The organism is Mesorhizobium sp. RSR565B (genome assembly GCF_054719465.1).
The window spans coordinates 2,408,935-2,430,715 of the sequence record NZ_JBTTIE010000001.1 but is presented as its reverse complement, the minus strand read 5'-3'; the positions used below and the strand labels follow the sequence as shown (position 1 = coordinate 2,430,715).

Below are 21,781 nucleotides of genomic sequence, written 5' to 3'. Positions count from 1 at the left end.
GAGGCTCACCATGCCGCGTCTTTTCACCGCCCTCGAAATACCGCGTGACGCCGCTCTTTCGCTGTCCCTGCTCAGGGGCGGCCTGCCCGGAGCCCGCTGGATCGATGTCGAAAACTACCATCTGACGCTGCGCTTCATCGGCGACGTCGAAGGCCATATCGCCGACGAAATCGCCAACGCGCTCGACCGGGTGCACCGCCCATCCTTCTCGCTCACCCTGTCCGGAGTTGGCGCTTTCGGCCAGAAGAAGCCGCACGCCGTCTGGGCCGGCGTCTTCGCCTCGCCCGACCTTTCGGCGCTGCAGAGCGAAATCGACCGCATCTGCCAGCGGCTCGGCCTGCCCGCCGACCCGCGCAAGTTCACCCCGCATGTTACGCTGGCACGCTTGCGCAATTCGAGCCCGCTCGACGTCGCCCAGTACCTGTCGGCGCGCGGCAATTTTGCGACGCTACCGTTTCGCGTCGGCCGCTTCGTGCTGATGTCGTCGCGCGATTCGGTCGGCGGCGGTCCCTACATTGTCGAGGAGGCGTGGCCGCTCTCCGGCGTCGACGCCCGCGCCACCAATCTCGTCGCCAGCGCCTCCGACGCTTCGCGGATCATGCGGTAGACCGAAGCGAACGCTTCGGCCCCGTCATAATAGGGATCCGGCACGTCGCGGGTTTTGCCCTGCGCAAACTCTGCCAAGAGATGAATACGTTCCCGCGCACCGGCCGGCGCCAACGCCTTGAGGTCGCGGACATTTTGCCGATCCATGCCGAGGATCAGGTCGAAGCGCGAAAAATCCTCCGGCCTGACCTTGCGTGCCCGCTGCCCTGATATGTCGAGGCCGTGGCGGGCCGCAATCGCGATCGAGCGCGGGTCGGGCGCTTCGCCGAGGTTCCAGCCGCCGGTCGCCGCAGAGTCCAGCACGATGTCGTCCAGCACCATGTCGCGGCCGCGTTCCGCCAGCACGGCGCGAATCACGCCTTCGGCCAGGGGTGAGCGGCAGATGTTGCCGAGGCAGACGAAGAGTATGGAATTTATCGGCTTTACGCTCATTCGATATGCGCCGTTCGTGCATTTGGAAGCCCAAAACGCAAAGGACTTTTGGGCGACTTGCATTATGGTGAGGGTCAATAACTGGGATAGCACGGGAAATCATCATGACGAGAGAAAAACTCAGCAAGGACGCCATCGCCGCCGCACTGGCCGAACTGCCCGGCTGGTCGCAGGCAGCCGATGGCGCCTCCATCAAGCGCAGCTTCGACTTCAAGAATTTTTCCGAAGCCTTCGCCTTCATGACCCGCGTTGCGCTGGCCGCCGAGAAGATGGACCATCATCCCGACTGGTCGAACGTCTACAAGACTGTCGACGTGACGCTCAACACCCATGATGCCGGCGGTGTCACTGCGCTCGACATCGCGCTGGCCAAGAAGATGAATGGGTGTGCAGGCGGCTGAACGCTGGGGCGGCAACGCCAAATCGGCGCCATCCTCTTGCAGTGGACCGGGACTTTCACCACATTTTCCGTGGCGGCCGCGCGCAACGCGTAGCGCGACGGCCGGCAAGGAGAGGATTGATGGCGCAGCAGCCCGGTTTTGATTTCTTCGGCTTCGGCAGCGAGCTCGGCGACGAGAGTGAAGTGCGCGCCAAATTCTGGCGCACGGCCAAGAAGGCCGCCCGGCAGATTCCGTTCATGGAAGAGGTCGTCGCCGGCTATTATTGCGCGCTCGACAGGAAGACGCCTTTGCGTGCCAAGGGCATATTGCTGGCAGCGCTTGGCTATTTCGTGCTGCCGGTCGATGTCATACCCGATTTCGTCTTCGGCCTCGGCTTCACCGACGACATCGCCGTGCTGACCGCCGCGATCTCCGCGGTAAGCGCCCATATCACCCCTGCGCACCGCAAGGCCGCCAAGGAGGCGATCGCCGACAAGAGCTGAATCGGCGTCGCGTTGGCAACTGGGTTCAGAAGAAATCCTCCGCTCAAACAGGACGATAGCGGCTTGGCTTCGGGTTCCGCTGCGGCCGTTCGAAAAGTCAAACTCTTGCCGCTTTCGTGGCCTCCAAGTCGCCGCAGGGACATTGCGAAAGCCGTTTTTTCAAGAAGCGGCGCGGAAATGGCGGTGGTTTCCATGGGTGAATGTCCTTTTCCGAGGGAAATTCACCGTTTGGTAACCCAGATTAAATCAAAATGAAGCGACGGGCAGGACGCCAAGCCGGCCTGCCCCGCACCATTTGGAATACGGGAAAAGCGATGCGCGGATTGATTGCACTAGTCTCGAGCCTGGTCCTGGTGGCTTTTGCCGCGCCGGCGCTGGCGCAGCAGGCGACCAAGATCGGCCAGCACAATGCCTGGGGCACCTACAGCTACCAGGCGCAGGGCGGCAAGGTCTGCTATGTGCTCACCGTGCCGACCGACAAGCAGCCGCCGACGCTCGATCACGGCGACATGTTCTTCTTCGTCAGCCAGCGGCCGGGCCAGCAAGTGTCCTACGAGCCGCAATTCATCGCCGGCTACACATTCCAGGAAGGCTCCAAGGCCACCGTCACCATCGACAAGAAGACGTTCTCGATGTTCACCCGCGGCAAGTCGGCCTGGGTCGAGAACGCCGCCGAAGAGCCGGTGCTGATCGCCGCCATGAAGACCGGCACCGACATGAAGGTCTCGGCGAAGTCTGGCCGCGGCAATCCGACGACCTATGTGTTTTCGCTGAAAGGCATCTCGGCCGCGCTGACGTCGATCGCCAAGTGCAAGTAGGCTAGCGCGGTTCCCGCCGCATGACTCTCGCCGCAACCTGTGCTATGCGCCGCGCTTCTTTTCGGCACGATGGATGAAATCGGCCGCAATTCGCTTATATTGGCGCTGATATGACCCTTTCCTTCGATCTCACCACTGAGGGCGCACGCGACGCGTTGCGCGCTCGCGCCACGCCCGAGAAGCCGTCGCTGATCGGCCTGACCCGGGCCGAGCTCGGTGAAGCCCTTGTCAGTGCCGGCATCGTGCCCGAGCGCCAGGCGAAAATGCGCGCCCAGCAGCTCTGGCACTGGATGTATGTGCGCGGCGTCTCCGATTTTGCCGGCATGTTCAACATCTCCAAGGATCTGCGCGCCGAACTCGACAAGCATTTTACCGTCGCCCGGCCCGAAATCGTCGAGGAGCAGATTTCCTTCGACGGCACGCGCAAGTGGCTGTTCCGCTTTCCGCCGCGCGGTGCCGGCCGTCCCGTCGAGATCGAGACCGTCTACATCCCCGAAGAAGGCCGCGGCACGCTCTGCATCTCCTCGCAGGTCGGCTGCACGCTGACCTGTTCGTTCTGCCACACCGGCACGCAGAAGCTGGTGCGCAATTTGACGGCGGAAGAGATCCTGGCGCAATTGCTCACCGCCCGCGACCGGCTCGGCGATTTCCCCGACCGCGACACACCCGACGGCGCCATCGTCCCTGCCGAGGGCAGAAAAGTCTCCAACGTCGTCATGATGGGCATGGGCGAGCCGCTCTACAATTTCGAGGCGGTGAAGAAGGCGCTGCTGATTGCCTCCGACGGCGACGGACTGTCGCTGTCGAAGCGCCGCATTACGCTCTCGACCTCCGGCGTGGTGCCCGAGATCTTCCGCACCGGCGAGGAGATAGGGGTCATGCTGGCGATCTCGCTGCACGCCACCAATGACGATCTGCGCGACCTGCTTGTGCCGATCAACAAGAAGTATCCGCTGAAGGAACTGATCGAGGCCTGCCGCGCCTATCCCGGCCTGTCCAACGCCAAGCGCATCACCTTCGAATATGTGATGCTGAAGGACGTCAACGATTCCATCGAGGACGCCAAGGGGCTGATCAAGCTGCTCAAAGGCATTCCGGCCAAGATCAATCTGATCCCGTTCAACCCGTGGCCGGGCACCAACTATCAGTGCTCGGACTGGGAGACGATCGAGAAGTTTGCCGACTACATCAACAATGCCGGCTATGCCTCGCCGATCCGCACGCCGCGCGGCCGCGACATCCTGGCCGCCTGCGGGCAGCTCAAATCCGAATCCGAACGCATGCGCAAGGTCGACCGCCTGGCGCTGGAAGCCATGATGATTGCGGGGCATGGCGAGGCGTGAGCCGCCTCTTCGCCTATATCCTCCGTTTCGCTGTCATCCTGTTCGGCTATGTCGTCGCCTCATTGGCGGCGAGCGCCTTTCTCAACGTGTTGTTCCTGGCTTCCGTCGGTTATATGCCGGACGATGCGCACCCAGCGGTGGCCGCGGCGCTGTATTTTTCGATCCCGTTCGTGGCGCTGTTTGTCGCCTATTTCGCTTTCATACCGGCGGTGGTCGCAATCCTGATCTCCGAGGTCCTCAGCCGCCGCGACTGGCTGTTCTATGCACTCGCGGGCGGCTTGGTGGCCGCGGCCTTCCTCGGCTTCGTCCACCAGAACGTGGATTTCGACGTCACCGAACCGCGCGCCATCGCCGCGGTGATCGGCTGCGGCATGGTCGGCGGCATCTTCTACTGGCTAAGCGCCGGCCGCTGGGCCGGAAGCTGGTGGCAGGCCGCTACTTCGCCTGAGCGGTCAGGATCTTGAGCGCGAAGGCCGAAAACACACCGGCAAAGAGATAGTCGACGACCCGCGTTACGCGCGGGCTGGCCTTCATCGCCGCCGAAAACCTTTCCGCGGCAAACACCATCGGCGCCGTCACAGGGATCGACAGCACGATGAACATGAGGCCGAGGGAGAACAGTTTTCCCGGCGCGTTCGGATCGTGAGCCGAGACGAACTGCGGCAGAAACGTCATGAAGAACAGGATGATCTTCGGGTTGAGCAAATTGACGCCGAGTCCGGCGGCCCAGCTGCGGAACAGCGAAATCTGCGGCCCGTTCTTCTTCTGCGGTGAAAACGCCGAGCCCTTGGTCATCGCCTGCCAGGCCAGGAACACCAGATAGGCGGCGCCGAAGATTTTCAGCACCAGGAAGGCCATCGGCGAGGCGACGATCAGCGCCGAGATGCCGACCGCCACCAAAGTTGTATGGATCAGCGTGCCGAACAGAGCACCCGCCAGCGAGGCAAAGCCGGCGGCGCGGCCCTGGCTCAGTGTTCGCGAGACGAACAGCGTCATATCCGGCCCCGGCGTGATCGCCAGGATCATGGTGGCGATGGCGAACTGGATCAGTGTTGTGGTGTCGGGAATGAAGGACATCGGTGGCCCCTGGCGAATGATCGTCGGTCTATAACGCAGCCTCCCCGCTCACGCCAGCAACTGACTGGCGTCGCATCTGGTCCAGCGGCTGCGGCGGCCGGCGCCCGTTATCCCTTGCGCTGGCCGGAAATGCCGTGATACCTCGCCCGCGAAACTCACGCGCGGAACCGCCAAAATGTCCCCAGCAATGCCCAAGACAAAAGACGTCAAGAAGGTCGTGCTCGCCTATTCCGGCGGTCTCGACACCTCCATCATCCTGAAATGGCTGCAGACCGAGCTCGGCGCCGAAGTCGTCACCTTCACCGCCGATCTCGGCCAGGGTGGCGAGCTGGAGCCGGCGCGCCAGAAGGCTGAGATGATGGGCATCAAGGATATCCGCGTCGTCGATGTGCGCGAGGAATTCGTCTCGGATTTCGTCTTCCCGATGTTTCGCGCCAACGCCGTCTATGAAGGCACCTACCTGCTCGGCACCTCGATCGCCCGCCCGTTGATTTCCAAGCACCTGGTCGAGATCGCCCAGGAGGTCGGCGCCGATGCCATTGCGCACGGCGCCACCGGCAAGGGCAACGACCAGGTGCGTTTCGAGCTGTCGGCCTATGCGCTGAATCCCGACATCAAGGTCATCGCGCCATGGCGCGACTGGTCGTTCAAGTCGCGCACCGACCTGATCAACTTCGCCGAGCAGCACCAGATCCCGGTGGCCAAGGACAAGCGGGGGGAGGCGCCGTTCTCGGTCGACGCCAACCTTCTGCACTCCTCTTCCGAGGGCAAGGTGCTGGAAGACCCGTGGAACGAGCCGCCGGAATTCGTCCATCAGCGCACCGTCTCGCCGATGGACGCGCCGGACAAGGTCACCGAGATCGAGATCGAATTTTTGAAGGGCGATCCGATTGCACTGAACGGCAAGAAGCTGTCGCCGGCCGCCATGCTGACGGCGCTTAACGATCTTGGCCGCGACAACGGCATCGGCCGGCTCGATCTGGTCGAGAACCGCTTCGTCGGCATGAAATCGCGCGGCGTCTACGAGACCCCCGGCGGCACCATCCTGATCGTCGCCCACCGCGCCATCGAATCGATCACGCTCGACCGCGGCGCCGGCCACCTCAAGGACGAGTTCATGCCGCGCTACGCCGAGCTGATCTACAACGGCTTCTGGTTCTCGCCCGAGCGGCTGATGCTCCAGGCGATGATCGACAAGAGCCAGGAAGACGTCGAAGGCACGGTGCGCCTGAAACTCTACAAGGGCAATGTCATGGTCACCGGCCGCAAATCCAAGAAGACGCTCTATTCCGACGCGCTGGTCACCTTCGAGGATGACCGCGGCGCCTACGACCAGAAGGACGCCGCCGGCTTCATCCGCCTCAACGCGCTGCGGCTGAGGACGCTGGCCGCGCGCAACCGCAAGGGTTGAGCCCAACTACTATTCCAGGAAAACCCGGCGGTCACGCAGGGTTTTTATTTGGTACCTCTAATATAAGAGGCCAAGCTGGCTGACATGGATTCCGTTTGACCTTTTAAAAGCCTAATCTAAATTCCTTCGCGGGACAGAGGGATTCTGATCGTGAAAAACGCCATTTTTCTCCTGCTTGCGGCGGCCATCGTCTTTACCGGGTGCCAGTCCTCGCAGGCGGCCGCAAAACGCGAGCAGGACGGGTGCATCTCCGCCGTCCATCTATGGAGCATCACGTTCAAGCACGAAATCGCCTCTTTCATGGGCGTCTCGCAGGAGCGCATGCCGGCCCTGTTCTGCCAGCGCATCACCGAAGGAGTACGCAGCGGGCGGATCAGCTACTCCGATTTGAACAGAGTGCAGCTAGACCTGCCGACCGAGATATGGCTGGTCATCAAGGGCAAGTCAAAGGCGGCTGCCAGGGCCGCGCCGGTGCTGCGCAACTCCAAATTCCGGAGCTGCAAAGGTACTGAAGGCGCCTTCGAGGTTCCTATTTCCCAGAAGTGCCCGTTGAGCGGCTACGCACATTATTGAGAGCCCAGTCGCTCAGCCGGCATTTGCGCCAACGATCGAGCAATTCGAGAAAGAGCATGCCCGACTTCGTCCGTAACTGCGTAAAAACAAAGAAATAGAGCGGCGGCAAAGAACTCAGTGCTTTTCCTGCTTGATCTTTTCGGGCCCTTATCTAGCCTCCTCACAATCGATGGGGGCAGCTGACAATGAAGCCGTGGTTTGTGGCCCTGCCTGCAATGGTCGTCATGCTGGCCGGTTGCCAGACTGGGCAGGAGCAAGTGAAACAGGATCCCGAGGCGGCATTCGATCGCTGCATCACCAAGGTGGCCATATCGAATATATCGGCCAAACACGAGATCGCCGCTTTTATGGGCGTTTCCCTGGAGCGCATGCCGCCACTGCTGTGCCGCCGCCTTGCCGATGCCATGAAGAGCGGCCGGCTGACCTTCTCCGACATAAACCGCCTCCAGTTCGACCAGTCCACGGACATCTGGAAGGTCATAAAAGGCGGGTAGCCGCTCGGCTGCTGAACGGTTTGAACGCCAAAAGCTCCAGTCCTTGCAGAAAAGTCCGGCGCATGGCCGGGCTTTCCGTTCTTCGATCTGGATATTTCTATCAGCCGCCGTCGATCGCGTCGGCGATCTGGGCGATGGCCTGCTGGTAGACGCTGGCGGAATTCCAGCCGGCGATGGCCCCCATATTCGCACTCGCGCTCGCACCCGCCCGCCAGCCATGAGCCTTGAGAAAGTTGGCCGTCGAAGCCAAGGCCGTCGCCTTGTCGCGCAGATTTCCGTTGCCGACGCCATACTTCAGGACATTGCCGGGCAGGAACTGCGTATGGCCGATCTCGCCATGCGCAGCGCCGACCGACGAGGCGCTGAGCGCGCCGCGATCGACCAGCTTCAGCGCCGCAATGGCGTGCGGGTAAAAGAACCCCGGGCGACGGCAATCATAGGCAAGTGTCAGAATGGCGGAGACCGTGTTCTGGTTGCCCAGGGAGGCTCCGAAGCCGGTTTCCATGCCCCAGATGGCCAGCAACACGCCCGGCGACACGCCGTAATTGCTCTCGATCCTGTCGAACATCGCCGCATTCGACTTCTTCAGCGCACGGCCCCTGGAAATGATCGCAGCCCCGCCACGACGCTTCATGAAGGCGTCCACCGAACCGCTGAAAGCCTTGTGGATGGCGCGGTCGACGGAGATTGTCTTTGTCGCGTAGCTGGCACCGGCCAGAGCAGCCAGACCCTTCCCGCCGACACCTTCGGACCTGGCCTGCGCGGCAAAGTCCTGCTTCCACGCTTCGAAGCCCGCGCCGGTCTTGCCGCAGCTGGCCGCCGCCTGCGCGCCCGTCGCCAGCGCGAGTACCGCGACCACCGCGGCAGCAATAATCTTTCCCTTGGCAAGCAATGCCATGCTTTCTCTCCTGATTGCCTGAATCACGTCCCGGTTGCGAACTTGCCAGCGAAACGCGCCATTGTCACCGTACCCCCGGCGCTACCCTGGCCAATGCAGCGGAATTTGCTTACGATCAAGTGCTTATTGTGGCCGAAACGCCCGGCGCCGGGCAGGCGAATTCGCTGCTCGGGTAAAAAGAGGTGACGGGGGCATGGAACGGCGGCCCGTGGCGGGCGTTTGGGCGAGGCGCCGCTCCGCACCATATTCCTCCTCTGACGCCATACGCCAACGCCTGACACATCGAGATCGACATGAAACTGTTCGACTGCCCGCATTGCGGCCACCGCCTCTACTTCGAGAATGCGCAGTGCCTGAATTGCGGGAGTCTCGTGCTTTACGATCCCGAGCATGCGCGCTTTGCCTTGTCTGACGTCGACGGCATCTTCCACTGCACCAATGCGGATGAATGCGCCTGCAACTGGATGGCCGAACCGGGTCATACCTACTGCCGCGCCTGCGTGCTGAACCAGCTGATCCCCGACCTCTCCGTCGACGGCAACCGCCGCCGCTGGATTCGCGTCGAGGCGGCCAAGAAGCGCGCCGTCTATTCGCTGCTCGCCTTCGGCCTTCCGGTCGCGCCCAAGCACAAGCACGGCGACGAAATCGGCCTCGCCTTCGACTTCATTGCCGATCCGATCGGCGGCGGTCCCGGCGGCGAACGCATCCTTACCGGCCACGACAACGGCCTGATCACGCTCAACGTCGCCGAGGCGGACTCGGCCGAGCGCGAGCGGCGTCGCGTCGAGATGGGCGAAAATTACCGCACGCTGCTCGGTCATTTCCGTCATGAGCTTGGCCATTACTACTGGGACCGGCTGATCCGCGACGAGCCGCAACGGCTCGATGCCTTCCGGGCGCTGTTCGGCGACGAACGCCCCGACTACGAGCAGGCGCTGAAAGCCTATTACGCCAATGGCGCTGCGCCCGACTGGCAGCAGAACCACATCTCCGCCTATGCGACGTCGCATCCATGGGAAGACTGGGCCGAGACCTGGGCGCACCATCTCCACATCACCGACACGCTGGAGATGGTGCACGCGCTGAATTTTCCACTCGGCCAGCTTGAGACGATGGAGACCAATGTGCTGCCGCAAGGCGACACCGGCGGCCGGTTGCAGGCGGCGCCCGCGGAACCTGACGCCGTGCCCGAGCCGTTCGAAAAGATTCTCGCCCGCTGGCTGGTACTCTCGGAAGCCTCCAACTCGATCAACCGCTGCATGGGCCTGCCCGACCTTTATCCCTTCGTCATTTCGGACGTGACGGCGCAGAAACTCAGCTTCGTGCATGAGCTTTTGACTGGTTTGCCGAAAGAAACCGGAACAAATCGTGAGCTGGCGTCGGTATTTTAGCCGGAACGCATGCGTTCTGGTTTCGTTTGGTGTCGCGAGGGACCATGAAAGGGAGAGAAACCATGAGACGCATATTGTTTCCGGCCGTCGCCGGGGCGCTTGTCGCGATGTCGGGTGCGGCACTCGCCGATACCGCCGTCTCGGCCGTCACCGATCTTAATGTGCGCGCCGGCCCCGGCCCGCAATATCCTGTGATCGGCGTGCTCGCCGCCGGCCAGTCGGCGACGCTCAATGGCTGCATCGAAAACAGCAAATGGTGCACCATTGCCGAAGCCGGAGGCCAAGGCTGGGTCTATTCCGACTATGTCACGGCCGATTTCGGCGGCAACCGGGTCGTTCTGACACGCCGCCCCGCCGACGCCGCCATCACCGTGGTTACACCGCCGCAGGATGATTATCCCGATACCTATACCGGTGCGATTCTGTCCGACGACGGCCCCGTCGACGCCATCGACAGGCCACCGGCGGAAGTCGGCACCTATGTCAGCACGCACCGGCTCGATCCTGTCTATCTCGAGGGCGAGGTGGTGACCGGTGCCACCTTGCCCGACACGGTCGAACTGCGCGAAATCCCCGACTACCGCTACCGCTACGTCTATGTGAATGGCCAGCAGGCGCTGGTCGACCCGCAGACACGGCGCATCATGTACGTCGTGCGCTGATTTTGCCTGGAAAGAATGACAAGTGAACTCGTGCCGCCCTCCTGCCGAGGCTGAGGGCGGCAAAAGGGTCGCTGAACAGCAGCAATTGCGCGAGAGCCGACGATCCCCTAGATCATGCGACCCGATGCGTTCGGCAGAGGAACTCGCGTGATATCAGATCCAGCCGCCTTCGAGCGCTATAGCAACACGGCCACCGAAAAGACGAACCTGCCGCGGCTGATAATTGGAACGGCGGTCGTCGTCCTGTTCTGGGTGGCGATCACCCTGGTTGTGGTGCTTGGCGGCACCTATGTCGCGATCGTCTGGCATGTATTGCCGGACGATCCGCGCGGGCCGCTTCAGGGCTTTCTGGCCTCGCCCATCGGCATACTCACCGCACTCACCTCGTTTACCGGCATCTGGCTCGGCCTCTGGCTTGCCATGCGTTTCGTCCATGGCGAGCCGCTCTCGGCGCTTTTCGGCGCCAGTCGCCGCGTGTCCTTGTCGGGCTTCCTCAAGGGCCTGGTCGCGGTGCTGATCACATCGGCGCTTTCCGAAATCCTGCTCTACTGGCTACAGCCCGAAATCGCCCGCGGCACGATCAACCTGTCGACCTGGCTGCTGTTCCTGCTCCCGATCGTGGCGCTGACCCTGCTGCAGACCTCGTCCGAGGAGATGCTGTTTCGCGGATATCTGCTGCGCGGCCTGGCCAGGCGCTTCGAGAGCCCTTACGTGTGGGCGCTATTGCCCGCTTTGCTGTTCACCTCCTTGCATTGGAGCCCGGGCTCGACCCCCGCCATCGACGCCTGCGTGCTGGCCTCGATCGCCGCCTTCGCCTTGCTGTTGACGCTGGTGGTTTATGTCACCGGCAATCTCGGCGCCGCCTTCGGCGCCCATCTCGGCAACAATCTCACCGGCTTCCTGCTGATCTCGCATCAGGAGAACTACAATTCCTTCGCCCTGTTCAACGCCAAGCCGCTAGAAGGTCCGGACTGGACGACGACGGATGCCGTCATCATCGCCGCCATCGGTATCGTCTGCACCTTGCTGACGATCCTGCTGCTTCTGCACCCGCGCTCGCCGCTGAAGGTTACGGCCGACCCTCGGGATGCAGGGTGAACTAAACAGGGACCGATCCAGAGACCGGGAAGCCGCCCTTGTCTTGACTCTTCGGCCGATTTCCTGTCTACAGCCCCGAAATCCGCGACGAGTATCCCTCCGAGCAAGCCGACCAGGACGCCAAAACCTTTTGAGGTGGGTGCTGTAAACAGATCCTGGAGGCCAACACCCGGCAGCGCTGAGCGCCCCCGGGTGCTTTTTGGTTTTGAGCTTTGCTTGGATGAGCGGCGCGAACGCACTACCTCTCGGGCACCATCGGGGTGCCTGAGAAAAAGGAAACGGAATGTTTGAATCGCTGCAGGAGCGCACAAGAGGCGTGGAGGGCCATCGGCCCGACAGGGATCACCATGAATCCAAGGCGCTCTCGCGCGGCGGGTTGACCAATGTTTGAATCACTTCAGGAGCGCCTTGGCTCCATCCTGAACGGCCTGACAGGCCGCGGCGCGCTGTCGGAGGCTGATGTCTCGGCGGCGTTGCGCGAGGTGCGCCGTGCGCTGCTCGAGGCGGACGTTGCGCTGGAAGTGGTGCGTTCCTTCACCGACAAGGTGCGCGAAAAGGCCGTCGGCGCCGCCGTCGTCAAGTCGATCAAGCCCGGACAGATGGTCGTCAAGATCGTCCATGACGAGCTGGTCGACATGCTCGGCGCCGAGGGCGTCGCCATCGACCTCAATGCGCCGGCGCCGGTCGTCATCATGATGGTCGGCCTGCAGGGCTCCGGCAAGACGACGAGCTCGGCCAAGATCGCCAAGCGCCTGACCGAGCGCCAGAACAAGAAGGTTCTGATGGCCTCGCTCGACACGCGGCGGCCCGCGGCACAAGAGCAGCTGCGCCAGCTCGGCGAGCAGGTCAAAGTCGCGACGCTGCCTGTCATTGCCGGCCAGAACCCGGTCGACATCGCCAGGCGCGCCGTCCAGGCAGCCAAGCTCGGCGGTCATGACGTCGTCATCCTCGACACCGCCGGCCGCACCCATATTGACGAGCCGCTGATGGTGGAGATGGCCGACATCAAGAAGGTGTCGAGCCCGCACGAAATCCTGCTGGTCGCGGATTCGCTGACCGGCCAGGACGCCGTCAACCTTGCCAAAAGCTTCGATGAGCGCGTCGGCATCACCGGCCTGGTGCTGACTCGCATGGACGGCGACGGCCGTGGCGGTGCCGCGCTTTCGATGCGCGCCGTCACCGGCAAGCCGATCAAGCTGATCGGCACCGGCGAAAAGATGGACGGGCTGGAGGAATTCCACCCCAAGCGTATTGCAGACCGCATCCTTGGCATGGGCGACATCGTCTCGCTGGTCGAAAAGGCCGCCGAACACATCGACGCCGAGCAGGCGGCGGCGATGGCCAAGAAGATGCAGTCGGGCAAGTTCGACCTGAACGACCTTGCCGGCCAGCTTCAGCAAATGTCGAAAATGGGCGGCATGGGCGGCATCATGGGCATGATGCCCGGCATGGGCAAAATGAAGGACCAGATGGCCGCCGCCGGCCTCGACGACAAGATGTTCGGCCGCCAGCTCGCCATCATCTCGTCGATGACCAAGGCCGAGCGCGCCAATCCGGACATGCTGAAACATTCGCGCAAGAAGCGCATCGCCGCCGGCTCAGGCACGGATGCGGCCGAGATCAACAAGCTCTTGAAAATGCATCGCGGCATGGCCGACATGATGAAGGCGATGGGCGGCAAGGGCAAAGGCGGCGGCCTGATGCGCGGCATGATGGGCGGCCTTGCCTCCAAGATGGGCCTCGGCGGCATGATGCCGGGTGGCCCCGGCGGCATGATGGGTGGCGGCATGCCCGACCTATCCAAGATGGATCCCAAGCAACTCGAAGCCTTGCAGAAGCAGATGCCCGGCCTTGGCGGCATGAAGGGCCTGCCCGCCCCGAGCGGCGGTGGCCTGCCCGGTCTGCCCGGCGGCATGAAGCTTCCCGGCCTTGGCGGCGGTGGTCTGCCCGGCCTCGGCAAGAAGAAGTGAGGACGCTATGAACGAAGAAAAAGACATGGCCGACGCACGCACCATCCTGGCCGGCTATCGCGCCTCGATCGACAACATCGACGCCGCCCTCATTCATATGCTGGCCGAGCGCTTCCGCTGCACCAAGGCGGTCGGCGTGCTCAAGGCCGAGCATGGCCTGCCGCCCGCCGACCCGGCGCGCGAGCAGGAGCAGATCACCCGCCTTCGCCAGCTGGCGAAGGACGCTCATCTCGACCCCGATTTCGCGGAAAAATTCCTCAACTTCGTCGTCCGCGAAGTGATCCGCCATCACGAGCAGATCGCCGCGTCCAACGGCGCAAGCAAAACCGGCTAACAAAGTGCATGTCGCCCAAAAGTGCGCAGCGGTTTTGGGACAACGACCTGCACCAGACAAAGCCATTAACCCAACACTGAAATCAGAAATTTAGGAGAAATGAAATGCCCTTGAAGATCAGACTGGCCCGTGCGGGCTCGAAGAAGCGCCCTTACTACCACGTCGTCATTGCCGACGCCCGTTCGCCGCGCGACGGCCGGTTCATCGAGTCGATCGGCTCGTGGAACCCGCTGCTGCCCAAGGACGGCGAGCGCGTCAAGGTCGACGCCGACCGCGTCAAGCATTGGCTGTCGCACGGCGCTCAGCCGACCGACCGCGTGCTGCGCTTCCTCGATGAGGCCGGCCTCCTCAAGCGCGAAGCCCGCTCCAACCCGAAGAAGGCCGAGCCCGGCAAGAAGGCGCAGGAACGCGCCTCTCTGCTGAAGAAGGCCCAGGAAGACGCTGCCGCCGCCGTTGCCGCCGCTGCTGCAGCCCCGGCCGAAGCGGAAGCCGCCACCGCCGAATAAGCATCGCGTCATCGCATCGACAAAACGGCGGGCCTGTGCCCGCCGTTTTGCTAATGTGCGGCGATGTCATATGCGTTCGAACGAAAGATGACTGAGCGGACCGTCACGGAAGAGACCCTTTTCGGCGGCGTAGCCGGAACGCTGTTGCGATGCGCCGGCGCCACGACAGGCGTCGTCGTGCTCAGCGGATCGAGCGGCCGCATCGACGTCACCCGCGCCCGGCTCTTTTGCCAAGGAAGGAGCATCCGCTCTCGCGCTGCAATGGTTTGACGGCGAAGGTCAGGTGCCCGGCATTTGCGAGATCCCGCTCGAAACGTTTTTCGCGGCGACCGACTATCTTGTCCAGATGGGATGCCGGCGCATCGTCTATGTCGGGACCTCGAAAGGCGCCGAGGCCTCCCTGCTTGCGGCGGCTCACGATCCACGCATCGGCCTCGTGGTTGCGATCAGCCCGACATCGGTGGTCTGGGGCAATATCGGGCCGGGCCGCGACGGCGTCAGCTGGCCGGAACGATCGTCGTGGACGCTCGAGGGATTCCGTTGCCGTTTGTCCCAAGCAATCCCGCTTGGAACGCTGAGTATGTCCATGGTCTGGTGTCCTACCGGGGGCTCTTCCTACGTGCCTTGCAAACCTTCAAGGACGCAGCGGCCAAGGCTGCCATTCCCGCCGAAGCTATTTCAGCCGACATTGTTCTGGTTGCGGGCGGCGACGACGCGCTATGGCCATCGCTGGATTTTGCCCAGTCGATCGTTCGGCGTCGCCAGGACACAGCAATGACCACCTGCCTCGTCTCAGTGCCCGACGCCGGCCACCGCATTCTGCTGCCGGGCGAAAACACGCCGCGCTCGGGGCTGCACGCCCATGGCGGCAATGACGACGCCGACACACGCCTGGGCCGCCTGGCTTGGGAGCATATCCGGGGATTGCAGTAGCGCAGGCAGCCATGGTCCAGCTGCCTTGGGCAACAGCGAAACCGGCGATCTATAGCCGCCGGTTTCCGATGTTGGACCTGGCTGTGTTCAATAACCGTCGGGGCAGCTGGCGATATAGGTGCGCCCGTTGCGGCCGCGGTAGCGACATTGACCGCTTTCGCTGGCACGGCCGATCAGCGCGCCGGCTACGGCGCCGACGGCGCCGCCGACGACGGCGCCCTGAACCGGATCACTTGCCACAGCTGCGCCAACCGCCGCGCCGCCGAGACCGCCGACCGCGGCACCCTTTTCGGTTTGCGAGCACGCACCCAGTGCGGTCGCCAGTACCAGAATGATCATCGCTTTTTTCATTGTCGTTCCTCTCTCACGCGGATCGCCGTCCTCGCCGCCACGGCTCTAACTCCCAGACAGCTGATTTGATCCCGAAGACGTGAGAGATCCCGGTGCGCGTGCCTGTCACATTCGTAACGACCGCCGCCGAGCTTGTTGAAATGCAGGACGTTTTACCTTTCAGTGGCCTTCTTCAGATTGGCGAGGCCAGCCTCGAAATCCTTGCCGATCAGCGTATCGAAATTCATGAAGAGGCCCAAAAGCTTGGCAATGAAGGGCCGGCTGCCGCGCATTGCCCAGGTGACTGCGGTGGTGTCGCCCGAGGGCTTCAGGGTGAAGTCGACGCTGTTGTTGGCCCGGAACGGCTTCTCGAAGTCGAGCTTCAGCGACACCAGCGAGGATGGCACGGAATTGACGATCTCCATGCGTCCCTTGCCGGCCTTGGCATTGCCTTCCCAGGCGTAGGCGGCGCCCTTGCCGGCATCAGCGCCCGACAGCGTGCGCTTCATCTCGGGGTCGAGCTTTTCGTAGGGTGACACTCCGGCCAGTGCTTGAAATTGTTGATCAGCGGAAAGATCGCTTCCGGCGCGGCCTTGATGCTGGCGGTGCGGGCGGTGACGAAATCATTCGACCTCGTCGCCGCATTGATGAGCACGGCGGCGATGATGACGACCAGGAGGATGAGAATGGTGCTGAGCATGTTTTTCTCCTCGCTTAACGGCTGAACGGGATCAGGGCGCGCACGCTTGGGTCGCGCAGATAGAGACCGCCCCACAGGATGATGCCGAGATAGACGCTAAACAGCGTGTGCGAAAACAACGGGCTGCCGACGCGCATATTTGTGGCGATGGCGCCGCCGAGATAGCCGGTGAGCAGGATGGCACCGAGCACCGAGGTGCGGGGCAGCGCATAGAGCGCGGTCGAGATCAGCCCGATAATGCCGAGCGTGCGCGCGACATTGACATCGGCCGGCCAGCCGAGCGACACCATGGTCTGGGTGACGACATCGAGCGGCGGCAGCTTGATGACGCCATCGAAGATCATGAACAGGATGATGAGGCCGCTGAGCACGCGGCCGGTCCACAGGGCGCCCGACGAGACGGGCATGGTTTGAGAAATACTCACGGGTGTTCCCTCCTAAGTGGTTCGAGCCGTTTGCTGGCTTCGGACCAAGGACGAGCGATGGGGCGGCGATCCTACAGGGTGCGGATTCTTTTTGGGTAGCAGCAAGCAAAAGCCGCTGCGTGGCGATCCTTCACACCCCCCTCTGGCCTGCCGGCCATCTCCCCCGCAAGGGGGGAGATTACACGCTCGACCGCTCCGGCAATGTTCCATGAATGAGCGGAGCATCGAAACCGCCGATCTCCCTCCTTGCGGGGGAGATGCCCGGCAGGGCAGAGGGGGGCGCTGTCCCTCCACCTTGACGGACTATCGACATCCACCAGTCACGGCTATTGATAGGGCTGGGCGAGAGACGAGCGAATGGCCGGCGAGACTGATCTGAAAAAGCTGCTGGCGGCGATGACGCCGGAACTGCTGCCGGACGTCTACGTGTTCGCTACGCTCACACCTGGAATCAGCCGGCAGGCAGGCCTCGATCCCGTGATGGTCTTTCGCGAGCGCGAGGGTGTGACACTGATCGTGACCGAGGACGCGGCACGGGCGGCCGGGCTGACCGCTTCGTTCCGCTGCCGCATGATCACCCTGAACGTCCACTCCTCGCTAGAAGCCGTCGGCTTCCTCGCCGCCATCACCGCCCGGCTGGCCGCCGCCGGCATGGGCGTCAATCCGGTCTCTGCTTTCTATCATGACCATCTGTTCGTGCCCGCTGAGCGGGCCGAGGAAGCGATGGAGTTATTGCGCCAACTGGCCAAGGATAACGCCGGCTGAATATCAAGCTCGACGCACGTAGAGAATATCCGGCAGGCCTTCTTCGTTGGTGGTGCCCGCGCCGAACGCCTCGGGGCGAAAGCCATGGCGCTCGTAGAAGCGACGCGCGCCGGTGTTGGCCTGGAAGCAATGCAGTTTAACGATCCGTAGCGCGGCGGTCGCTTGCACCAGCAGCCGGCTGCCTATGCCTTGCCCCGTCCAGGCGGGGTCGAGATAGAGCTGTTCCACCCAATCGCCGCTCAGGGCAATGAAGCCGACAATGCCGGTGCCGGCCTCGGCGACCGTCACCTGCTGGCGGGACAGCACGATCTCGCGGATGAAGGCAAGATCCTCATCCGGCGTGTGGATGACCGGCATCCAGGAGAACGAGCCAAGTGCGGCCCGCATGACAATGGCGATGGTCGCGGCATCCAAAGCCGTGGCGGGTCGCAGCACGATTTTGGTGGGATCGTTCAAAGGCGTTTCTCAACAGAGGTCAGCGCTGCCCTCATCCCCCTGCCGGGACCTTCTCCCCGTGAACGGGGAGAAGGAAGGCTTCGGCCGAAGGCCGAGCCCGCGACTGCGGGCCGCCGGCTTTCCGGCGCCCCCGCGGAGGGCCCGCCGCGGCAGCGGCGATACGGCCCGTGAGCGAATAAACTATGCCGCCTTCTTCTTCGGCTGGATCAGGCCGCGCTCGACCAGAAGCTCGGCGATCTGCACCGCGTTGAGCGCCGCGCCCTTGCGCAGATTGTCGGAGACGATCCACATCGACAGGCCGTTGTCGATGGTCGAATCCTCGCGGATGCGCGAGATGAAGGTGGCGTCCTCGCCGGCCGATTCCAGCGGCGTGATGTAGCCGCCATCCTCGCGCTTGTCCAAGACCTGGCAGCCCGGCGCTTCGCGCAGGATATCGCGCGCCTCGTCGGCGGTGATCGGCTTTTCGAACTCGATGTTGACGGCTTCGGAATGGCCGATGAACACCGGCACGCGCACACAGGTCGCCGTCAGCTTGATCTTGGGGTCGAGCATCTTCTTGGTCTCGGCGACCATCTTCCACTCTTCCTTGGTCGAGCCGTCGTCGAGGAAGACGTCGATATGCGGAATGACGTTGAAGGCGATGCGCTTGGTGAACTTCTTGACCTCGACGCCATCGGCGACGAACACCGCGCGGGTCTGTGTAAAGAGTTCGTCCATGCCTTCCTTGCCGGCGCCGGATACCGATTGATAGGTGGCGACGACGACGCGCTTGATGGTGGCGACATCGTGCAGCGGCTTCAGCGCCACGACCAGCTGCGCCGTCGAGCAGTTCGGATTGGCGATGATGTTCTTGCGGGTGAACAGCGAGATCGCATCCGGGTTCACTTCCGGCACGATCAGCGGCACGTCCTGATCATAGCGGAAGGCCGACGAGTTATCGATGACGACGCAGCCCTGCTTGCCGATCTTCGGCGACCACTCCTTCGAGACGTTGCCCCCGGCCGACATGATGCAGATGTCGGTGTCGGAAAAATCATACTGGTCGAGCGTCTTGACCTTCAGCGAACGGTCGCCGAACGACACTTCGGTGCCCTGGCTGCGCCGCGAGGCCAGCGCCACGACTTCGCTTACCGGAAAGCCGCGCTCTTCCAGTATGTTGAGCATTTCGCGACCCACATTGCCCGTGGCGCCGACTACCGCAACCTTGAAACTCATCAGAAATCTCCTGTCCCTCTCCGCTTGGTTTTTGGAGAAAACCCGCCGGCCAATGCGGGTTTCGTCCCCCAGGCCGGACCCGGGAGAGGGTGGTTAGGCCAAGGGAATCACACCGTTTTGGTGGTGGTTTTGGCCATAGTTTTGCTGGAACGGTAAGACGCGCCAACGCGCCCGGCCCCATGATTGTGGCCGGGGAAGTCGAATGCAAGAAGAGCCATCAGAAGGCCGCGCATCGAAAATGATCCCGTTCGATGCCGGCTTTTACGCGGTTTGCGTCAGGAGTCAATTGCGGGAGGCACACGCCTGCTCTGTACAATAGCGGCCGCAAGAAGTACGAACGCCCAAATAGTGTTTGGCTGGCGTGCGTCAGCCCCGGCATGTGCTCCATGATGAGCCCAGACCCTGAATTCCGAAAGAGTGAGATGTCCAATTTCGAAGCTATTGTTCCTGCGCTGGCAGAGGCGCTGGAAAAACGCGGCTATACCGAGCTGACGCCGGTGCAGAAGGCGGTGCTGGAGCTCGGCGAGTCCGACGCTCTGGTGTCGGCGCAGACCGGCTCCGGCAAGACCGTCGCCTTCGGCCTCGCTTTGGCGCCGACCCTTCTGGGCAGCGCCGAACGTTTTGACCAGGCTGGCGCACCGCTGGCGCTGGCCGTGGCGCCGACACGCGAGCTCGCTCTGCAGGTGATGCGCGAACTGCAATGGCTCTACGCGCCGACCGGCGCCACCGTCGCGTCCTGTGTCGGCGGCATGGACATGCGCTCCGAACGGCGCGTGCTGGAGCGCGGCGCCCACATCGTCGTCGGCACGCCCGGCCGCCTGCGCGACCACATCACCCGCAACTCCCTCGACATGTCGGCGCTGAAAGCCGTGGTGCTGGACGAGGCCGACGAGATGCTCGACCTCGGCTTTCGCGAGGACCTCGAATTCATCCTCGATGCCGCACCGGCTCAGCGCCGCACGCTGATGTTTTCGGCCACCGTGCCGCGCTCGATCGCCACGCTGGCGCAAGGCTATCAGCGCGACGCCGTACGCATCTCGGCCGGCGGCGAGGAAAAGCAGCATCTCGATATCGAATACCGGGCGCTGAATGTCGCCTATCCCGACCGCGAGAACGCCATCATCAACGTGCTGCGCTTTTACGAGGCGAAGAACGCGCTGGTGTTCTGCAACACCCGCGCCGCCGTCAATCATCTGACGGCACGCTTCAACAACCGCAATTTTTCCGTCGTCGCATTGTCGGGCGAGCTCAGCCAGAACGAACGCACCCACGCGCTGCAGGCGATGCGCGACGGACGCGCCAAAGTCTGCATCGCCACGGATGTCGCCGCGCGCGGCATCGACCTGCCCAATCTCGAACTGGTCATCCATGCCGATCTGCCGACCAATCCCGAAACGCTGCTGCATCGCAGCGGCCGTACCGGCCGCGCCGGCCGCAAGGGTGTCAGCGCGCTGATCGTGCCCAACGGCGCCCGCAAGCGCACCGAGCGCCTGCTGCAGAATGCAGGGCTGAAGGCGACATGGGCGAGCCCGCCCTCGGCCGACGACGTGATCAAGCGCGATGACGAGCGCATCCTTGCCGATCCAGTCTTCGACGAGCCGGTAGCCGAGGACGAGCGCGGTTTCGTCGACACGCTTCTGGCCAGGCATGGCGCCGAACAGATTGCGGCCGCCTTCGTGCGCCAATGCCGCGCCAGCCGCTCGGCGCCCGAGGAGCTTACGGATGTCGCACCGTTCACGCCTTCGCGTGACAAACCGGCGGGCGAAAAATTCGAGCGCCGCGATGAAGCGCCAAGCCGGCGCGACGACTTCGGCGACAGTGTCTGGTTCTCGCTGTCGATCGGGCGCAAGCAAAATGCCGAGCCGCGCTGGCTGATCCCGATGCTGTGCCGCACCGGCAACATCTCCAAGCGCGAGATCGGCTCCATCAAGATGCAGCAGGATGAGACCTACGTGCAGATCGCGGCCGACTGGGCCGATCGCTTCCTCGCCGCCGTCGGCCCCGACAAGAAATTGCAGGGCAACATTGCGGTGAAGCGCCTGGACGGCACGCCCGACCTGTCGCGGGCCGGCTACCAGGCGCCGAAGCCCGACAAGAAGCCGCATCGCGGCAAGCGCCCGTTCGAGGCGCCGCAAAGCGCACACAAGCCGAAATTCGAGAAGCGGGAACGGCCCGCCGGCGATGCAAAGCCTTGGGCCGGGAAACCGAAATTCGACAAGGCGGGACCGCCGAAGAACAAGAAGCCGAAGAAGCGGCCGGTTTGAGGCTCTTATCGGCCAATTACAAATGCAGGCGCTGCCCCTCATTGCCCTGCCGGGCATTTCTCCCCGTATAGTGACGGGAGAAAGGGCGGACCGCAGCCTTGGCGCTCTTCTTGCAGCGTTGGTGATTGGCGGAATCGTCGATAACAGCGACCCCTCTCCCCGTCACTATACGGGAGAGGATGCCGGCAGGCAGGTGA

At 63.1% G+C, this 21,781-nt stretch carries 26 protein-coding genes and 1 pseudogene; 18 read left to right on the top strand and 9 right to left on the bottom strand.

What is annotated here, in order from left to right:
* The first annotated feature begins 10 nt into the window (after positions 1 to 10).
* Complete coding sequence (gene thpR, locus ACYG9R_RS11815; RefSeq protein WP_023671722.1) at positions 11 to 607, top strand: RNA 2',3'-cyclic phosphodiesterase; 597 nt, start codon at positions 11 to 13, stop codon at positions 605 to 607.
* On the opposite strand, the gene ACYG9R_RS11810 is transcribed toward thpR, so the two are convergent.
* A complete protein-coding gene (locus ACYG9R_RS11810) occupies positions 511 to 1,038 on the bottom strand; it encodes a low molecular weight protein-tyrosine-phosphatase (RefSeq protein WP_081726893.1) in 528 nt (175 codons plus the stop codon). The genes thpR and ACYG9R_RS11810 overlap by 97 nt on opposite strands.
* A 104-nt stretch (positions 1,039 to 1,142) precedes the next feature.
* On the opposite strand from ACYG9R_RS11810, the gene ACYG9R_RS11805 reads away from it, so the two are divergent.
* The 5 genes from ACYG9R_RS11805 (at position 1,143) to ACYG9R_RS11785 (ending at position 4,546) form a co-directional block, all read left to right on the top strand.
* Positions 1,143 to 1,439: a 4a-hydroxytetrahydrobiopterin dehydratase gene (locus tag ACYG9R_RS11805; RefSeq protein WP_023824370.1), complete on the top strand. Its 297-nt coding sequence runs from the start codon at positions 1,143 to 1,145 to the stop codon at positions 1,437 to 1,439.
* Positions 1,440 to 1,558: 119 nt separating this feature from the next.
* Positions 1,559 to 1,921, top strand: a complete 363-nt coding sequence (locus ACYG9R_RS11800) for a YkvA family protein (protein ID WP_023824371.1) — start codon at positions 1,559 to 1,561, stop codon at positions 1,919 to 1,921.
* A 314-nt stretch (positions 1,922 to 2,235) separates the two neighbouring features.
* On the top strand, positions 2,236 to 2,739 hold the full coding sequence (locus ACYG9R_RS11795) for an invasion associated locus B family protein (protein ID WP_023671718.1): 504 nt from the start codon (positions 2,236 to 2,238) through the stop codon (positions 2,737 to 2,739).
* A 110-nt stretch (positions 2,740 to 2,849) separates the two neighbouring features.
* Entirely contained in the window at positions 2,850 to 4,082 is a 1,233-nt protein-coding gene (gene rlmN / locus ACYG9R_RS11790; RefSeq protein ID WP_023824372.1) for a dual-specificity RNA methyltransferase RlmN, read from the top strand.
* Complete coding sequence (locus ACYG9R_RS11785) at positions 4,079 to 4,546, top strand: hypothetical protein (protein ID WP_023824373.1); 468 nt, start codon at positions 4,079 to 4,081, stop codon at positions 4,544 to 4,546. Before rlmN ends, ACYG9R_RS11785 begins: the two co-directional genes overlap by 4 nt.
* On the opposite strand, the gene ACYG9R_RS11780 is transcribed toward ACYG9R_RS11785, so the two are convergent.
* Positions 4,518 to 5,159, bottom strand: a complete 642-nt coding sequence (locus ACYG9R_RS11780) for a LysE family translocator (RefSeq protein ID WP_023706760.1) — start codon at positions 5,157 to 5,159, stop codon at positions 4,518 to 4,520. The two genes, ACYG9R_RS11785 and ACYG9R_RS11780, sit on opposite strands and share 29 nt — an antisense overlap.
* 187 nt (positions 5,160 to 5,346) lie before the next feature.
* Between ACYG9R_RS11780 and ACYG9R_RS11775 the strand changes: the two genes are divergently transcribed.
* From ACYG9R_RS11775 to ACYG9R_RS11765, 3 genes are all read left to right on the top strand, one after another.
* On the top strand, positions 5,347 to 6,570 hold the full coding sequence (locus tag ACYG9R_RS11775; protein ID WP_023824374.1) for an argininosuccinate synthase: 1,224 nt from the start codon (positions 5,347 to 5,349) through the stop codon (positions 6,568 to 6,570).
* A 150-nt stretch (positions 6,571 to 6,720) separates the two neighbouring features.
* Entirely contained in the window at positions 6,721 to 7,143 is a 423-nt protein-coding gene (locus ACYG9R_RS11770) for a hypothetical protein (RefSeq protein WP_245260090.1), read from the top strand.
* A gap of 185 nt (positions 7,144 to 7,328) precedes the next feature.
* Complete coding sequence (locus ACYG9R_RS11765) at positions 7,329 to 7,637, top strand: hypothetical protein (RefSeq protein ID WP_023755653.1); 309 nt, start codon at positions 7,329 to 7,331, stop codon at positions 7,635 to 7,637.
* Positions 7,638 to 7,737: 100 nt separating this feature from the next.
* Here the strand turns inward: ACYG9R_RS11765 and ACYG9R_RS11760 are convergent, their stop codons facing one another.
* Positions 7,738 to 8,535 (bottom strand): lytic murein transglycosylase, encoded by a 798-nt coding sequence (locus tag ACYG9R_RS11760; RefSeq protein ID WP_023671711.1) that lies wholly within the window; start codon positions 8,533 to 8,535, stop codon positions 7,738 to 7,740.
* Positions 8,536 to 8,828: 293 nt separating this feature from the next.
* Here ACYG9R_RS11760 and ACYG9R_RS11755 point away from each other — a divergent pair, with 293 nt between their 5' ends.
* The 7 genes and pseudogenes from ACYG9R_RS11755 (at position 8,829) to ACYG9R_RS11725 (ending at position 15,429) form a co-directional block, all read left to right on the top strand.
* Positions 8,829 to 9,926 carry a zinc-binding metallopeptidase family protein gene (locus tag ACYG9R_RS11755; protein ID WP_023730269.1) on the top strand — a complete coding sequence of 366 codons (1,098 nt, stop codon included), beginning with the start codon at positions 8,829 to 8,831 and terminating at the stop codon, positions 9,924 to 9,926.
* Positions 9,927 to 9,988: 62 nt separating this feature from the next.
* Positions 9,989 to 10,588: a DUF1236 domain-containing protein gene (locus tag ACYG9R_RS11750; RefSeq protein ID WP_023683834.1), complete on the top strand. Its 600-nt coding sequence runs from the start codon at positions 9,989 to 9,991 to the stop codon at positions 10,586 to 10,588.
* 147 nt (positions 10,589 to 10,735) lie between these two features.
* Positions 10,736 to 11,686, top strand: coding sequence for a CPBP family intramembrane glutamic endopeptidase (locus ACYG9R_RS11745; protein WP_023824377.1), 951 nt, complete (start codon positions 10,736 to 10,738; stop codon positions 11,684 to 11,686).
* A gap of 383 nt (positions 11,687 to 12,069) precedes the next feature.
* The gene (gene ffh / locus ACYG9R_RS11740) at positions 12,070 to 13,656 is read left to right on the top strand and encodes a signal recognition particle protein (RefSeq protein WP_023824378.1); all 1,587 of its coding nucleotides are present in this window, start codon (positions 12,070 to 12,072) and stop codon (positions 13,654 to 13,656) included.
* Positions 13,657 to 13,663: 7 nt separating this feature from the next.
* Positions 13,664 to 13,990 (top strand): chorismate mutase, encoded by a 327-nt coding sequence (locus tag ACYG9R_RS11735; RefSeq protein WP_023671706.1) that lies wholly within the window; start codon positions 13,664 to 13,666, stop codon positions 13,988 to 13,990.
* 104 nt (positions 13,991 to 14,094) lie between these two features.
* Positions 14,095 to 14,496 (top strand): 30S ribosomal protein S16, encoded by a 402-nt coding sequence (rpsP, locus tag ACYG9R_RS11730; RefSeq protein WP_023671705.1) that lies wholly within the window; start codon positions 14,095 to 14,097, stop codon positions 14,494 to 14,496.
* Positions 14,497 to 14,583: 87 nt separating this feature from the next.
* Positions 14,584 to 15,429: pseudogene (locus tag ACYG9R_RS11725) on the top strand (acyl-CoA thioester hydrolase/BAAT C-terminal domain-containing protein).
* 87 nt (positions 15,430 to 15,516) lie between these two features.
* Here ACYG9R_RS11725 and ACYG9R_RS11720 read toward each other — a convergent pair.
* The 4 genes from ACYG9R_RS11720 to ACYG9R_RS11705 all read right to left on the bottom strand — a co-directional run bounded on the left by ACYG9R_RS11720 (position 15,517) and on the right by ACYG9R_RS11705 (position 16,884).
* A complete protein-coding gene (locus tag ACYG9R_RS11720; protein ID WP_023824379.1) occupies positions 15,517 to 15,780 on the bottom strand; it encodes a YMGG-like glycine zipper-containing protein in 264 nt (87 codons plus the stop codon).
* A 152-nt stretch (positions 15,781 to 15,932) separates the two neighbouring features.
* The gene (locus ACYG9R_RS11715; protein ID WP_348528150.1) at positions 15,933 to 16,298 is read right to left on the bottom strand and encodes an SRPBCC family protein; all 366 of its coding nucleotides are present in this window, start codon (positions 16,296 to 16,298) and stop codon (positions 15,933 to 15,935) included.
* Complete coding sequence (locus ACYG9R_RS11710; protein WP_348528151.1) at positions 16,265 to 16,459, bottom strand: hypothetical protein; 195 nt, start codon at positions 16,457 to 16,459, stop codon at positions 16,265 to 16,267. Before ACYG9R_RS11710 ends, ACYG9R_RS11715 begins: the two co-directional genes overlap by 34 nt.
* Before the next feature lie 14 nt (positions 16,460 to 16,473).
* A complete protein-coding gene (locus ACYG9R_RS11705; RefSeq protein WP_023738030.1) occupies positions 16,474 to 16,884 on the bottom strand; it encodes a DoxX family protein in 411 nt (136 codons plus the stop codon).
* A 357-nt stretch (positions 16,885 to 17,241) separates the two neighbouring features.
* Between ACYG9R_RS11705 and ACYG9R_RS11700 the strand changes: the two genes are divergently transcribed.
* A complete protein-coding gene (locus ACYG9R_RS11700) occupies positions 17,242 to 17,649 on the top strand; it encodes an ACT domain-containing protein (RefSeq protein ID WP_023671700.1) in 408 nt (135 codons plus the stop codon).
* A gap of 3 nt (positions 17,650 to 17,652) precedes the next feature.
* Here ACYG9R_RS11700 and ACYG9R_RS11695 read toward each other — a convergent pair whose 3' ends face one another.
* A complete protein-coding gene (locus tag ACYG9R_RS11695; RefSeq protein ID WP_023671699.1) occupies positions 17,653 to 18,105 on the bottom strand; it encodes a GNAT family N-acetyltransferase in 453 nt (150 codons plus the stop codon).
* Positions 18,106 to 18,285: 180 nt separating this feature from the next.
* Positions 18,286 to 19,320: an aspartate-semialdehyde dehydrogenase gene (locus ACYG9R_RS11690; RefSeq protein ID WP_023671698.1), complete on the bottom strand. Its 1,035-nt coding sequence runs from the start codon at positions 19,318 to 19,320 to the stop codon at positions 18,286 to 18,288.
* 422 nt (positions 19,321 to 19,742) lie between these two features.
* Between ACYG9R_RS11690 and ACYG9R_RS11685 the strand changes: the two genes are divergently transcribed.
* Positions 19,743 to 21,584 carry a DEAD/DEAH box helicase gene (locus tag ACYG9R_RS11685; protein WP_023824380.1) on the top strand — a complete coding sequence of 614 codons (1,842 nt, stop codon included), beginning with the start codon at positions 19,743 to 19,745 and terminating at the stop codon, positions 21,582 to 21,584.
* Positions 21,585 to 21,781 lie beyond the last annotated feature (197 nt).

Excerpts from the sequence above, each read along its gene's own strand:
- ACYG9R_RS11750 (WP_023683834.1), top strand. The coding sequence starts at position 9,989 with ATGAGACGCATATTGTTTCCGGCCGTCGCCGGGGCGCTTGTCGCGATG.
- ACYG9R_RS11710 (WP_348528151.1), bottom strand. The coding sequence starts at position 16,459 with ATGCTCAGCACCATTCTCATCCTCCTGGTCGTCATCATCGCCGCCGTG.
- ACYG9R_RS11685 (WP_023824380.1), top strand. The coding sequence starts at position 19,743 with ATGTCCAATTTCGAAGCTATTGTTCCTGCGCTGGCAGAGGCGCTGGAA.
- ACYG9R_RS11765 (WP_023755653.1), top strand. The coding sequence starts at position 7,329 with ATGAAGCCGTGGTTTGTGGCCCTGCCTGCAATGGTCGTCATGCTGGCC.
- ACYG9R_RS11780 (WP_023706760.1), bottom strand. The coding sequence starts at position 5,159 with ATGTCCTTCATTCCCGACACCACAACACTGATCCAGTTCGCCATCGCC.
- thpR (WP_023671722.1), top strand. The coding sequence starts at position 11 with ATGCCGCGTCTTTTCACCGCCCTCGAAATACCGCGTGACGCCGCTCTT.
- ACYG9R_RS11735 (WP_023671706.1), top strand. The coding sequence starts at position 13,664 with ATGAACGAAGAAAAAGACATGGCCGACGCACGCACCATCCTGGCCGGC.
- ACYG9R_RS11755 (WP_023730269.1), top strand. The coding sequence starts at position 8,829 with ATGAAACTGTTCGACTGCCCGCATTGCGGCCACCGCCTCTACTTCGAG.
- ACYG9R_RS11690 (WP_023671698.1), bottom strand. The coding sequence starts at position 19,320 with ATGAGTTTCAAGGTTGCGGTAGTCGGCGCCACGGGCAATGTGGGTCGC.
- rlmN (WP_023824372.1), top strand. The coding sequence starts at position 2,850 with ATGACCCTTTCCTTCGATCTCACCACTGAGGGCGCACGCGACGCGTTG.
- ACYG9R_RS11795 (WP_023671718.1), top strand. The coding sequence starts at position 2,236 with ATGCGCGGATTGATTGCACTAGTCTCGAGCCTGGTCCTGGTGGCTTTT.
- ffh (WP_023824378.1), top strand. The coding sequence starts at position 12,070 with ATGTTTGAATCACTTCAGGAGCGCCTTGGCTCCATCCTGAACGGCCTG.
- ACYG9R_RS11760 (WP_023671711.1), bottom strand. The coding sequence starts at position 8,535 with ATGGCATTGCTTGCCAAGGGAAAGATTATTGCTGCCGCGGTGGTCGCG.
- ACYG9R_RS11805 (WP_023824370.1), top strand. The coding sequence starts at position 1,143 with ATGACGAGAGAAAAACTCAGCAAGGACGCCATCGCCGCCGCACTGGCC.
- ACYG9R_RS11810 (WP_081726893.1), bottom strand. The coding sequence starts at position 1,038 with ATGAGCGTAAAGCCGATAAATTCCATACTCTTCGTCTGCCTCGGCAAC.
- ACYG9R_RS11775 (WP_023824374.1), top strand. The coding sequence starts at position 5,347 with ATGCCCAAGACAAAAGACGTCAAGAAGGTCGTGCTCGCCTATTCCGGC.
- ACYG9R_RS11720 (WP_023824379.1), bottom strand. The coding sequence starts at position 15,780 with ATGAAAAAAGCGATGATCATTCTGGTACTGGCGACCGCACTGGGTGCG.
- ACYG9R_RS11800 (WP_023824371.1), top strand. The coding sequence starts at position 1,559 with ATGGCGCAGCAGCCCGGTTTTGATTTCTTCGGCTTCGGCAGCGAGCTC.
- ACYG9R_RS11700 (WP_023671700.1), top strand. The coding sequence starts at position 17,242 with ATGGCCGGCGAGACTGATCTGAAAAAGCTGCTGGCGGCGATGACGCCG.
- rpsP (WP_023671705.1), top strand. The coding sequence starts at position 14,095 with ATGCCCTTGAAGATCAGACTGGCCCGTGCGGGCTCGAAGAAGCGCCCT.